Source organism: Kitasatospora sp. NPDC003701 (assembly GCF_053587085.1).
On record NZ_JBSFNM010000113.1, the window covers coordinates 1 to 12931 of the forward strand.

The following is a 12931-nucleotide window of genomic DNA, read 5'->3' on the forward strand; positions in this document are numbered from 1 at the left end:
GTCGAGGGCGACGACGCGGGTCTCCCCGTCCCCGTAGACCTTGTTGAGGCCGGTGGCGCGGGCGGCCGCCCGGCCGGTACGGACGGCGGTTGCGGACATCGTCACGGGGGAACTCCTGCGGGGACGGAACGGATGATCGGGCTCCGTCCCATCCTCCCAATCCGTTCCGGTCCGATTTGTCGCCCGCGGGTACGGCGGCCCCCCGCCGTCCCGGCGGTCCGGCGGGGGGCTCCGTCCTCCTCAGGTATGACGTCGGCCCTGAGAACCCGCTCCCGGGCCGGGCCCGCGGCGGGCTACTCGACCGCGACGCCCCAGCGCTGGGCCAGCCCGGCCAGTCCGCCCGCCACCGCCGCCCCGGCCGGGGTGAACTGCCAGCCCCCGCCGGTGCGGTGGAACGAGCCGACCACCAGCGCGGTGTCCGGCACCCCGGCGGTGGCGGCCGCCCAGCGCTCCGGCCCGGCGGCGCCCGGGCCGAACTCGGCGGCCAGGGCCAGCCCGTGCACGTAGCCGAGCGGCAGCGCGGGCGGCTCCTCCTCCTCGGTGGAGACGGCGACCGCCACCTCGTCCACGTGCGCCGCCACCCGGCCGAGGTGCAGGCTGAGTTCGGCCTCCCGGACGGGCTCGCCCGGCTTCGAGCGGGTGGGGTGCAGGCGGATCGCGCCGTCCGGGTCCTGCGGGTTGTTGAAGAAGACGAAGTGCTCGTCGCTGACCACCCGTCCGGCGGCGCAGAGGAAGGCGGAGACGTCGAGCTCCACCGCGTCCCCGCCGGCCGTGCGGCTCTGCCAGGAGAGCCGCAGGGTGGTCGGGCGGTCGTCGGCCTCCGCGTCGCCGGTGCGGGCGGCGGGCCTGTCACCGGCGCCGTCCGGGCTGCTGTCGCTCGCGGCGCCGCCGTTCGCGCGGGCCGCCGCACCGGCGCCGCCACCGCCGAGCCGGCCGCGCAGGCCCTGCTCGGCCAGCAGCTCGACCAGCTCCGGCCCGCTCACCAGCGTCAGCGGCTTGTTGCGGATGTAGTCGTAGGAGCCGGGCCCGAAGCCGGCCGTGGTCACCAGGATGCCCTTGATCGCGCCGTGGTGGCGCACCGTCGAGTCGAGGTCCCGGACGGCGGTGGGGGAGACCGTCGAGCGGTAGCGCTTCGCCTGGATGACGATCCGTCCGCCGGTCACCGGGTCGAGGTCCTCGGCCACCACGTCCACCCCGGCGTCCCCGCTGCGCGCCGTGGTCATCACCCGGAAGCCGCGCAGCCGGAACAGCTCGGCGATCAGCTCCTCGAACTCGATCGGGTCCATCTCGAAGAGGTCCGGCTCGTCCTCGCCGCCCTGCCCGGCGACGCTGCCGCCGACCGTCTCCGGCAGGCGGTCCGGCCGTACCTCGTCCAGTCGTTCCGGCCGGGCCGACAGGACCCCGCCGAGCCCCTGGAAGCACTCCACGGCCGCCACCCGGTCGAGCGCCAGACCCGCGAACTCGGGCCGGTCCACCGTGACCGTCGACAGGAAGCGCTCGGCCTCCCGGCCGGTCGCCGGGTCGATGCCGCGCACGAAGCCGTTCAGCACCACCGAGGCCAGCTGGCCGTCCGCGTCCGCGCGGAACAGCTCGGTGACCACCCGCAGCGCGCTCTGCGCCAGGACCTCGCGGTAGAGCGCCTTGCGCTCGGTGGCCGGCCGGGCCACCTCGGCCTCCCGGTCGTCCGTCTTCACGTACCGCACCCGGGCGGCGGCCGGGACGACGTCCGCGCCGGGCAGCTCCCAGTTGACGACCAGTTGCCGGGTCGAGGCCTCCCAGGCCGCGACCAGCCGGTGCGGGAACCCCTCCGGCCAGCCCGCCGAGGCGTACAGCACGGCGGTGAAGTACTCCTGCACCGCCTCCGGCTCGCCGGAGCGCAGCCGGCGCAGCAACTCCTGCGTACGGTAGGCCCGTTCCTCGTCCTGGCGGCGGTGCTGGGCCACCCAGTCCAGGTACTGCCGGTGGTACTCGGCCAGCCGGCGCTGCCGGTCCGCCTCGGCCGCCTGCGCGGCGTACCAGTCCTGCTCGAAGCGGGCCCGGGCCTGCGCCACGTACTGCTCGTACTGCCGCCAGACCGCCGGGTTGCGGGCCTGGGCGGGGTCCGGCGGCGGCACCTGGTAGCGCGCCTGATCGGGCATCGGCACCGCTTCGCCGAGCCGGCCCGGCTCGAACGGCGGCAGCGCCCGGGGCGCCAGCAGGGCCTGCGGACTGAACGCCGCCCGGCCCAGCCCGGCGGCCAGCAGGCCCCTCAACTCCTCGACCCGGCCGTCCAGTTCGGCCGTCTGCCGGGCCGCCTCCGCCTCCCGCGACTGCTGGTAGGCGCGCAGCGCCTCGCGCTCGCCCCGGGCGGCCGCCCGCTGGGCCTCGCGCTCCTCGCGCTCGCGCCGGCGCTGCTCGGCCGCCTGGGCGCGCCACCGGGCTTCCTCCCGGCGCTGTTCCTGTCGCTGCGTCTCCGCCCAGACCGCCAGCACACCGTCGTTCCGCCGCCCCGCCACCGTCCACCCCTTCGCTTCGCGCCCGGCCGCGCCCGCGCGCCGCCTCCCGGCCGCGCCGCCGCCGCGCCCGCCACAATAGAACGTGGACGGGTGAACCGGCCAAGCGCCCATGACCTGCGGAGGCGTCCGGGGCGACCGGGCGTCACCCGGCCACCCGGATCACGACCTTCCCGACGGTGTCCCGGGCGAGGAAGTGCCGGTAGGCGTCCGGCACCTCGTCGAAGCCGAACTCCTGGCCGATCGCCGGACGCAGCCCGTGGTGGCCGACCGCGCGGAGCATCGCCTCCAGGTCGGTGCGACTGCCGACGAACTCCCGGCGGATCGTCGCCAGCGACCCGGCGTAGGCCTCGTCGGTGATCCGCAGCGCGGCCGGCTCGTCGGAGACGACCCAGAGCAGCACGATCTGCCCGTACAGCGCGGCGGCGCGCACCGACTGGTCGATGGTGGCCGGGCCGTGGGTCTCGACCACCAGGTCGGCGCCGGCGCCGTCGGTCAGCCGCCGGACCTCGGCGGACCACTGCGGGGTGCGGCGGCGGTCCAGGACGTGGTCCGCGCCGAGGGCGGCGAGCCGCTCGGCGCCGGCCGTGCTCCCGCTGACCGCGAGCACCCGGCAGCCGTGCGCCTTGGCGAACTGCACGGCGCACAGCGAGACGTCCCCGCTGCCCAGGGTGAGCACCGTCGAGCCGGGCGGCAGCGGGCCGCCGCCGGTCAGGGCGCGCCAGGCGGCCACCCCGGCGCAGCTCAGCGCGGCGGCCTCGGTCCAGTCGAGGTGCGGGGGGACGGCGGCCAGCGCCTGCTCGTCCAGCACGGCGTACTCGGTGAGCAGGCCGTCGACGGTGCAGCCGAGCTGGTCGGCGAGGTCGGGCCGGAGCCGGCCGTCCGTCCAGTGCGGGAAGTAGCTGCCGGTGACCCGGTCGCCCACCCGGAACCTGGTCACCTCCGCGCCGGCGGCGACCACCTCGCCCGCGCCGTCGCTGAGGGCGATCACCCCGGGCCGGGCGGGCAGCGGGTAGCGGCCGGAGAGGATGAGCGCGTCGCGGCGGTTGACCGCGGCGGCGTGCACCTTCACCAGCACCTGGGTGGGGCCCGGGTCGGCCGCCCCGCCGTGGTGCAGGACCAGGCCGTCGGGCCGGCCGGGCTGGTCGAGACGGTACGCGCGCATGGTGGTCCTCTTCCCTCGGGCTCCGCCGGGGCTCCCCGGCTCCGCCCGATCCTGGCCGCACCCGTGCGCCCCGCCAATTCCCGCCGGGGAATGAGGAGATGGACCCTCGCGCCGGTCCGCCGGGATCGGCCGGACCGGGGCCCTACCCGGCGGTGGGGGCCTCCGCGTACCAGCGCCAGTCGGTGCGCCGGGGGCGGCCGGGGAGCTCACCGCGGCCGGTGGCCCAGAGCAGGGTCGGCCACGGGCCGGCGGCCGGGTCGGGCCGGACGTCGGGGAAGAGCCGGCCGAGCGTGCGGTGACAGACCTCCGCCGGGGGCTCCCAGGGCAGACCGAGCCCCTGGGCGACGTCGTGCAGGTGGACCAGCGTCTCGACCAGGCTCATCGCGGTGAACCCGGCCGGGTCGGCGAGGCCCCACGGGTGGTAGGCGCGGGTGTCCGGCGAGGCGGTCCGCGCGATCGCGACCATCAGCGCGCCGCTCGCCTCCAGGACCTCGACCAGCCCGTCCGGGCCGCTCTCGCGCTGGGCGTAGACGAAGCTGTTCGGCGCGCCCGGGGACAGCCGGACCGACCGGAACGGCACGTAGCGGTCCCGCGGCGGGTTCTGCGGGCCGAGCTGGGCGGCGTAGGCGAGCAGGTCGTCGGCCAGGTGCTCGACGGTGGCCCAGCAGTCCCAGGCGAGCGTCCCGGCGGGCCGGGACCAGTCGGCGTCGGCGGGCGCACCGCGCAGGGTGGCGGCGGCGAGCCGCAGGGTGAGCGCGAGGTCGTCGGGGGTGACCGGGCCGGGGGCGGGGTCGGCAGCGGGGTCGGGCCCGTGGGCGTTGTCGATCATGGCGTGACCGTACCCCGTCGCACGGCCGCTCCTCGATGCCCCCGCGGACCGGGCGCGGGCGTGCTCCCTCAGGCCGTCAGGGCGTCGGTGAGCCCGGCCAGGACGGCGCACACATCGCGTGCGGCGGCCCGCATCTCCTCGCTCTCGCCGGGCCGGCGGACGAGGTCGGCCAGGATCAGCAGAGCGGCCCGCACGGCGCCCACGGGGACCTCGACGGTGCGCAGCGCGTCCAGGGCGTCGGCGGCCCGCTCGGCGGCGCTGCTGTCCCACGACTGCGTCAGTTCCACGGCCCGGGGGGTTCCTTCGGGGGGAGCGGACACGATGTGCAGGACACGGGGCGGGTTCGTATGGCTCATGCCCGGAGCAACGACGGCGGGGCCCGGCCGGATGCCACGCGTACGGGTGATCACCGCTTCGGGTGCCGCCGGCGAGTCCGCCGGGGGCCGGCCGCGGCCCCGCCGGCCCGGGCCCGTCGGCGCAGCTCACCGGCCCCCTGTCGGAGGGACCGGGTAGCCTCGATGGTTCGGACGGACGGGTGACGGGAGGGTGGGCGTGCGGGTACCGCAGCAGGCGGGCGGCGGGTGGATCTCCACCGGGCTGCACTGGCGCGACGGGCAGCCGGTGCTCGCCGCCGTCCAGGGGCGCCGGGTGCACGAGCGGGTGGTGGAGCCGGGGGCGCGGATCGGCTGGCTGCTCGGCGGTCCGCGCCGCTGCACCGGCGCCTGGCTCGTGGGCGCGAGCGAGCGCACGCCCTGCCCGCACCACGCCGTCATCGAGCCGGACGGCGGAGCGGTCCAGTGCGCCGCCTGCCAGAGCGTCGACCGAGGTCTGGCGCTCGCCCGGGACCAGATCCTCGACGACGGGCGCACCTACCGCCTCTACCTCGCCTGGTTCGGCGACGGGCTGCTGAAGGTGGGCCTGACCTCCGAGCAGCGCGGCACCGCCCGGCTGCTCGAACAGGGCGCGCTCGCCTGGACGTTCGCCGCCCGCGGGGCGCTGCCCGCCGTCCGCCGGGCCGAGCTCACCGTCGCCGCCTCGGGGATGGCCCGCGAGCGGTTCACCGGCCGGGCGAAGACGGCGCACTGGTGGCGGCACGGCGACGCCGGGCAGCGCCGCGCGCTCCTCACCGAGGCCCGCGCCCGGGCCCACCGGCTGCTGGACGGGCACGCGGTGGAGCTGCTCCCCGACCACCCGGTCGTCGACCACGTCGGGATCTACGGGCTGGCCGACGGCGCGCCCGCGGCCTACGGGCAGATCGACGCCCTCGCCCCCGGTGCGGTGGTCGCCGGGCGGCTGCGCCCGCCGATCGGGCGGTACCTGCTGCTCGACCAGCCCGACGGCGCCGAACCGCTGCTGCTCGACACCCGCCGGCTCACCGGCTGGACGCTCGGCCCGGCGGTCGGCCGCCCGGCGTCGGGTCTGACCGTGAGCCCCCGGGTGCGTCCGGAGGAGCCGGACACCCAGGAGGCGCTGTTCTGATCCCCGGACGCTGCGGGGCTGCGGCGGCTGCGGCGGCGAAGGGGAGGCCCGCGACCGGGCTCAGCCCAGCTTGCTGCGCACCCCGCCCGGCCCGGACCGCGCCCGGCGCGACAGCGGCGGGCGCGACGGCCGGACGTCGGCCCGCGCGGGCCCGGCGTCCTCGGCGGTCCGACGGGCCAGTGCGGCCCGGGCCGCGGCCAGCGCGACCCGCGCCAGCAGCGGGTCCTCACGGACGCCCGCCGCCCGCTTGGCGGCCTGGCAGCCCGTGCACCAGATCGCCGAGGCGGGCCCGTCCGGGTACACCAGGCTCTCCGGCGGCAGGTAGTGACCGCCGCACTCGACGCACTCGAAGACCAGCCTCATCCGACGATCACCGTCCCGGATCCGTGACACCGACCGCACGGCGACCAGAAGGTGTTGAGCTTCCCCACCATGCTCCCTTCCTCGTCCAGTTCGACCGTGGCCTCGGTCTTCTCGGTCCCCCCGGACCCGCCACACCCGGCGCAGGACTGAACCTCGGGCATATGACCCTCCTTGGCGCGGGGACCACCGTAGCGCGAATTCTCCGGGTACAGCACTGGTCCTGAGGAACCACCACCCGAGCGGGGCGCGTGCGCCGGTCCGTGCGCCCGGTCCGTCCCGGCGGTGCCCCGACGGGTGTTCGGACGGCTGCTCCGGACAGCCGCGGCGGGCCCCTCCGGTCCGAAGGGGCCCGCCGCGGCTGCCCGGAGGCCGTGCGGTCCGCCGGCCGCGCGGACCGGAGGCCGGGGGCGCTCAGCCCGCCGCGCTGCGGAGGAACTCCCGGTTCATCGCGGCGATGCTGGGCAGCGGGATGCCCTTGGGGCAGGCCGTGGCGCACTCGCCGGTGTTGGTGCAGCCGCCGAAGCCCTCGGCGTCCATCGTGGCGACCATGTCGCGCACCCGGGACCGGCGCTCGGGCCCGCCCTGGGGGAGCACGTTGAGGTGGACGACCTTGGCGGAGGTGAAGAGCATCGCCGAGCCGTTCGGGCAGGCGGCGACGCAGGCGCCGCAGCCGATGCACTCGGCGTGTTCGAAGGCGGTGTCGGCGACCTCCTTGGGCACCGGGGTGGCGTGCGCGTCGGGGGCACTGCCGGTGGGGGCGGTGATGTAGCCGCCGGAGCCGATGATGCGGTCGAACGCGGAGCGGTCCACCACCAGGTCCTTGACCACGGGGAAGGCGGCGGCCCGCCAGGGCTCGATGTCGATGGTGTCGCCGTCGGCGAAGTGCCGCATGTGCAGCTGGCAGGTGGTGGTCCGCTCGGGGCCGTGGGCCTGGCCGTTGATGACCATGCCGCAGGCGCCGCAGATGCCCTCGCGGCAGTCGTGGTCGAAGGCCACCGGCGTGTCGCCGCGGGTGATCAGCTCCTCGTTGAGGGTGTCGAGCATCTCCAGGAAGGACATGTCCGGGCTGATCCCGCCGACCTGGTAGGTGGTCATCGAGCCGGGGGTGTCCGGGCCCGCCTGGCGCCAGATCCGAAGGGTGAGGTTCACGCGTAGCTCCGCTGGGTGGGGTGGACGTGCTCGAAGTCGAGGTGCTCGCGGTGGAGGACGGGGGCGCTGCCGGTGTCGGTGAACTCCCAGGCGGCGGCGTAGGAGAAGGTGTCGTCGCGCCGGGCCGCCTCGCCGTCCTCGGTCTGGCTCTCGGTCCGGAAGTGGCCGCCGCAGGACTCGGCGCGGTGCAGCGCGTCCAGGCACATCAGCTCGGCCAGCTCGAAGTAGTCGACCAGCCGGTTGGCCTTCTCCAGCGACTGGTTGAGCTCCTCGCCGGTGCCGGGCACCCGGATCCGGCGCCAGAACTCCTCGCGCAGCTGCGGGATCCGGGCGAGGGCGCGGCGCAGGCCGGCCTCGTCGCGGGCCATCCCGCACTCGTCCCACAGGAGTTCGCCGAGCTCGCGGTGGAAGGAGTCCGGCGTCCGGTCGCCGCCGACCGCCAGGATCAGGTTCAGCCGGTCCGTCACCTCGGCCTCCACCGAGGCGATCTCGGCGTGGTCGGCCGGCACGGCGGGCAGGGGATTGCGGGCGAGGTAGTCGTTGAGGGTCGGCGGGAGGACGAAGTAGCCGTCGGCCAGACCCTGCATCAGGGCGCTGGCGCCGAGCCGGTTGGCGCCGTGGTCGGAGAAGTTGGCCTCGCCGATCGCGAACAGGCCCGGGACGGTGGTCTGCAGGTCGTAGTCGACCCAGAGCCCGCCCATCGTGTAGTGGATCGCCGGGTAGATCCGCATCGGCACCCGGTACGGGTCCTCGGCGGTGATCCGCTCGTACATCTCGAACAGGTTGCCGTACTTGGCGGCCACCGCGTCGCGGCCCAGCCGCTGGATGGCGTCGGCGAAGTCCAGGTAGACGCCCTGGCCGCCGGGGCCGATGCCGCGGCCCTCGTCGCAGACGTTCTTGGCGGCCCGGGAGGCGATGTCGCGCGGCACCAGGTTGCCGAAGGCGGGGTAGATCCGCTCCAGGTAGTAGTCCCGCTCGGCCTCCGGGATCTCGGCCGGCGGCCGGGTGTCGCCCTCGGCCTTCGGCACCCAGATCCGGCCGTCGTTGCGCAGCGACTCGCTCATCAGCGTCAGCTTGGACTGGTGCTCGCCGGAGCGCGGGATGCACGTCGGGTGGATCTGGGTGAAGCACGGGTTGGCGAAGAAGGCGCCGCGCCGGTGGGCGCGCCAGACCGCCGTCGCGTTGGAGTTCTTGGCGTTGGTGGAGAGGTAGAAGACGTTGCCGTAGCCGCCGCTGGCGAGCACCACCGCGTCGGCGGTGTGGGTGGTGATCGCGCCGGTCACCAGGTCGCGCGCGACGATGCCGCGGGCCCGCCCGTCGATCACCAGCAGGTCGAGCATCTCGGTGCGCGCGTGCATCTCCACGTTGCCGGCGGCGATCTGGCGCGACAGCGCCTGGTACGCGCCGAGCAGCAGCTGCTGGCCGGTCTGGCCGCGGGCGTAGAAGGTGCGGGAGACCTGGACGCCGCCGAAGGAGCGGGTGTCCAGCAGGCCGCCGTACTCGCGGGCGAACGGGACGCCCTGGGCCACGCACTGGTCGATGATCTCCACCGACACCTGGGCCAGCCGGTGGACGTTGGACTCGCGGGCGCGGAAGTCGCCGCCCTTGACGGTGTCGTAGAAGAGCCGGCGGACGGAGTCGCCGTCGTTGCGGTAGTTCTTGGCGGCGTTGATGCCGCCCTGGGCGGCGATCGAGTGGGCCCGCCGGGGGGAGTCCTGGAAGCAGAACTGGACGACGTGGTAGCCCTGTTCGGCCAGGGTCGCGCCGGCCGCACCGCCGGCCAGGCCGGTGCCGACCACGATCACCGTGTGCTTGCGCCGGTTGGCCGGGTTGACCAGCTTGGCGTCGAACCGCCGCTGGTCCCAGCGCTGTTCGATCGGCCCGCTGGGAGCCTTGCTGTCGGCGACCGGCGCGCCGACCGTGTACTCGCTGTAGGGGGTCAACTCACCACTCCGGTCATCACGGCCACGGGGACGGACAGGAAGCCGACGGTCAGCACCAGGGCCAGGCCGTTGGCGGTCAGCTTCAACGCGCGGTCCCGGCGGGCGTTGTTGGCACCGAGGGTCTGTGCGGCGCTCCAGAAGCCGTGCCGGATGTGCAGGCCGACGGCCAGCATCGCGACGATGTAGATCACGCAGCTGTACCAGTTCGAGAAGGAGGCCACGATGTTCTGGTACGGGTGGCCGTGCTCGGCGGCCGGGTTCACGGTGAGCGTGGTGAGGTCCAGGATGTGCCAGACGATGAACAGGGCCAGGATCACCCCGCCCCACCGCATCGTCCGGGTCGCGTAGCTGCTCCGCCGCCGCTGGTGCACGTACTTGCTGGGCCGGGCCGCGAGGTCGCGCCGGCTGAGCTGGTACGCGGCCACGCCGTGCAGCCCGACGGCCGCCAGCAGGCCGACCCGGGCGATCCACAGGAACCACTCGTAGTGCAGCACCGGTTGGCCGAGGGTGCGCAGCCAGTGCGCGTAGCCGTTGAGGTCGTCCGGGCCGAAGAAGACCTTGAGGTTGCCCAGCATGTGCGCGACCAGGTACAGCAGCATGACCAGTCCGCTGACGGCCATGACCGCCTTCTTGCCGACGGTCGACCGCCACAGGGTCGCCAGGGTGGACGGATGCCGGGCCGTCCGAGTCGCGGTTGTCATGGCGACAACGGTAGGGACGGGCCCGACGGTACGTCCAAGACATGCTGCGGCTCGCCGCGATAGCCGGAGCCTATGGTGTGCGCTGGGGCGCGCGCCTATCCTGGCCGGGTGCAGCTGCAGCAACTCCGCTACTTCCTCGCCGTCGCCGAAACCCGCCACTTCACCCGCGCGGCCGAGGCGGCGCACGTGGCGCAGCCCTCGCTCTCCCAGCAGATCCGTTCCCTGGAAAGGGAGTTGGGCGCGGAGCTGTTCCACCGCACCCGGGGCAACATCGCCCTCACCGACGCCGGGGACGCCCTGCTGCCGCTCGCCCGGCGCATCCTCGCGGACACCGAGAGCGCCCGGCTGGCCGTCCAGGAGACGGTGCAGCTGCGCCGCGGCCGGGTCCGGCTGGGAGCACCGCCGAGCCTGTGCACCAGCCTGGTGCCGGACGTCCTGCGGGTCTTCCGGGACCGCTACCCGGGAGTGGCGCTGGTCGTCCGCGAGGGCGGCTCGCGCGACCTGGTCCGGACGCTGGCGGCGGGGGAGCTGGACGTCGCGCTGATCATCACTCCGCCGAGCGGCGAGGCGCCGCCGGCCCTGGCCGTCACCGAGCTGCTGCACGAGGAGCTGGTGCTGGTCGCCCGGGCCGACACCGCCGGACGGCGCCGCCGGGTACGGGTGGCGGAGCTGCGCGGCCGGCCGCTGGTGATGTTCCGGGAGGGCTACGACGTGCGGGAGGCGACCCTGGCGGCCTGCCGGGAGGCCGGCTTCGAGCCGGAGTTCGCGGTGGAGGGCGGCGAGATGGACGCGGTCCTGGGCTTCGTCCGGGCCGGACTCGGGCCGGCCGTGGTGCCCGGCATGGTGGCCGCCCGCTCGGGGCTGGCCGTCACCCCGTTCGCCGGGCCCGGGCTGGGGCGGACGATCGCCGTCGCGCACGGGCACGAGGTGCCGCTCACCCGGGCGGCGGCCGCGCTGCGCGAGACCCTGCTGCGCCACCTGCGCGACGCGGCCCGGGCGGGCGAGCTGCCGCCGGGCACCCGGCTGCTGCTGGAGCCGTAGCCGGGCCGGAGGCCGGCCGCGGGGTGAACGGTTGGCACGGTGTGCGAAGCACCCGAATCGTGACCTGGCGGCTCCGGGGCGCCGGAACCCGCTGTTCCCGGGCCGCGTCCCAGGCGGTAGCCACGGTGTCGTAGGGTGCGACGCCGCAGGGCCGAGAAGGCAGTCACGGGGAGAGTGCGACGCGATGGACAACGGGAAGCAGCAGGACGGCAGACGGACCGGGAGCGGCGCCGCTCCCGCAGGCGGCGCTCCCTCGGTGGAGGGCGCCTCGGCCGACGGCGCTTCGGTCGTCGCCTCCCCGGCCGACGGCGCCTCGGTCGTCGCCTCCCCGGCCGACGCTCCGCAGGACCGGGCCCCGGAGATCGAGGACGAGCGCCCCTGGGAGATCCCCGACTACCTCCACGAGCGGGAGCTCGGCGCCGGCGCGAGCGGCCGGGTCGTCCTCGCCCACCACCGCGCGACCGGTCACCCCGTCGCGATCAAGTACCTGCACAGCGCCGCCGGCACCCCCGCCCTGCGGGAGGAGGCCGAGGTCCTCGCGGCCGTCGACTCCCCGCACGTCACCCGGCTCTACGAGTACGTGGAGGGCGAGCGGGGCGCGGCCATCGTGATGGAACTGGTGGACGGGATCGCGCTGCGCGACCTGCTCCGCGCGGAGGGCGCCACCACCCCGGAGGCCGCACTGGTCGTCCTGAAGGGCTCGCTGCTGGGCCTGGCGGCCGCCCACCGGGCCGGAGTGGTGCACCGCGACTACAAGCCCGCGAACGTGCTGGTCGACGTCGCCGGCACCTCCAAGCTCGTCGACTTCGGCATCGCCGTGCCGAGCGGTGACGACCGCGACGTGTCCGGCACCCCCGCCTACATGCCGCCCGAGCAGTGGGCGGGCCGGCCGGCCTCCCCGGCCGGGGACGTCTACGCCGCCACCGTCACCTTCTTCGAGTGCCTCACCGGCACCCGCCCGTACGACGGCGCCACGGTCGCCGAACTCGCCGTCCAGCACACCGAGGCCCCGATCCCGGCCGAACTTGCGCCCGACCCGGTCCGGCCGTTGATCCTCGCGGGCCTGGCCAAGGACCCGCACGCCCGGCCCGGGAGCGCGGCCGATCTGGTCGAGGAGCTGGAGGCCGTCGCCTCGGCCGCGTACGGGCCGCAGTGGGAGGAACGGGGCCGCCTCGACCTGACCGCGCTGGTGGCGCTGCTCGCGCTGCTGCTGCCCGGCGCGGGCGGTGCGGCCGGCGGCACCTCGCTGGCCCACACCGCGCTGGCCGGCGGTACCGCTCCGGCCGCCGCCGTCCGCGAGACGCTGGTCCGGGCGCCGGCCGTCCCGGCGACCGCGGCCCGCCGCGGGGCGCGCCTCGGCAGCCGCGGCAAGGCGCTCGCCGGGGTCGTGGCCGGCACCCTGACGCTGGCCACACTGGCCGGCATGGCGATGGCGGGGGCCGCCGACGGCGGTGCCCGCACGGTGGTCGGTGGCGCCTCCCCGGAGGCCACCACCACGCTCGGCGCAGCCGACCCGACGGGCGGTCCCTCACCCGCCGCGAGCAGCGCCACCGACCTCCCGAGCGCCGAGCCGTCCGCCCCCTCGGCCTCGCCCTCGGCGACCTCCGGCAGCCCGAGCGCGGCACCCTCGGCCACGCCGACCGGCAAGACGCCCACCACCAAGGGGGCACCGCCCGCGACGGGCGCCCCCGGCTCCGGCGCGCCGTCGGCACCGCCCGGGGGCGCGGCCCCCACGGCCGCGCCCCCGTCGGCCCCGCCCGCCTCCACCG

At 75.9% G+C, this 12931-nt stretch carries 11 protein-coding genes; 3 read left to right on the forward strand and 8 right to left on the reverse strand.

From position 1 onward, the window contains the following. Window positions 1-293: 293 nt before the first annotated feature. The 4 genes from ACWDRR_RS42945 to ACWDRR_RS42960 all read right to left on the reverse strand — a co-directional run bounded on the left by ACWDRR_RS42945 (window position 294) and on the right by ACWDRR_RS42960 (window position 4773). A complete protein-coding gene (locus ACWDRR_RS42945; protein WP_449777778.1) occupies window positions 294-2495 on the reverse strand; it encodes a restriction endonuclease in 2202 nt (733 codons plus the stop codon). Between the two features lie 142 nt (window positions 2496-2637). After that, a complete protein-coding gene (locus tag ACWDRR_RS42950) occupies window positions 2638-3657 on the reverse strand; it encodes a zinc-dependent alcohol dehydrogenase family protein (protein ID WP_449777779.1) in 1020 nt (339 codons plus the stop codon). Window positions 3658-3799: 142 nt separating this feature from the next. Next, entirely contained in the window at window positions 3800-4486 is a 687-nt protein-coding gene (locus ACWDRR_RS42955) for a maleylpyruvate isomerase N-terminal domain-containing protein (RefSeq protein ID WP_449777780.1), read from the reverse strand. Window positions 4487-4554: 68 nt separating this feature from the next. Continuing rightward, complete coding sequence (locus tag ACWDRR_RS42960) at window positions 4555-4773, reverse strand: hypothetical protein (RefSeq protein WP_360640443.1); 219 nt, start codon at window positions 4771-4773, stop codon at window positions 4555-4557. 265 nt (window positions 4774-5038) lie between these two features. Between ACWDRR_RS42960 and ACWDRR_RS42965 the strand changes: the two genes are divergently transcribed. Beyond that, entirely contained in the window at window positions 5039-5965 is a 927-nt protein-coding gene (locus tag ACWDRR_RS42965) for a DUF2797 domain-containing protein (RefSeq protein WP_449777781.1), read from the forward strand. A 60-nt stretch (window positions 5966-6025) separates the two neighbouring features. On the opposite strand, the gene ACWDRR_RS42970 is transcribed toward ACWDRR_RS42965, so the two are convergent. From ACWDRR_RS42970 to ACWDRR_RS42985, 4 genes are all read right to left on the reverse strand, one after another. Further along, window positions 6026-6328: a hypothetical protein gene (locus tag ACWDRR_RS42970; protein ID WP_449777782.1), complete on the reverse strand. Its 303-nt coding sequence runs from the start codon at window positions 6326-6328 to the stop codon at window positions 6026-6028. Between the two features lie 411 nt (window positions 6329-6739). After that, window positions 6740-7477, reverse strand: coding sequence for a succinate dehydrogenase/fumarate reductase iron-sulfur subunit (locus ACWDRR_RS42975; RefSeq protein ID WP_449777783.1), 738 nt, complete (start codon window positions 7475-7477; stop codon window positions 6740-6742). Next, the gene (locus ACWDRR_RS42980; RefSeq protein ID WP_449777784.1) at window positions 7474-9420 is read right to left on the reverse strand and encodes a fumarate reductase/succinate dehydrogenase flavoprotein subunit; all 1947 of its coding nucleotides are present in this window, start codon (window positions 9418-9420) and stop codon (window positions 7474-7476) included. The genes ACWDRR_RS42975 and ACWDRR_RS42980 overlap by 4 nt, the downstream gene beginning before the upstream one ends. Next, window positions 9417-10121 (reverse strand): succinate dehydrogenase cytochrome b subunit, encoded by a 705-nt coding sequence (locus ACWDRR_RS42985; protein ID WP_387893956.1) that lies wholly within the window; start codon window positions 10119-10121, stop codon window positions 9417-9419. Before ACWDRR_RS42985 ends, ACWDRR_RS42980 begins: the two co-directional genes overlap by 4 nt. A gap of 108 nt (window positions 10122-10229) precedes the next feature. On the opposite strand from ACWDRR_RS42985, the gene ACWDRR_RS42990 reads away from it, so the two are divergent. Next, the gene (locus ACWDRR_RS42990; protein ID WP_449777785.1) at window positions 10230-11162 is read left to right on the forward strand and encodes a LysR family transcriptional regulator; all 933 of its coding nucleotides are present in this window, start codon (window positions 10230-10232) and stop codon (window positions 11160-11162) included. A gap of 184 nt (window positions 11163-11346) precedes the next feature. Continuing rightward, window positions 11347-12931: serine/threonine-protein kinase (locus tag ACWDRR_RS42995; RefSeq protein WP_449777786.1), on the forward strand; the 1585-nt coding region annotated here is incomplete at its 3' end.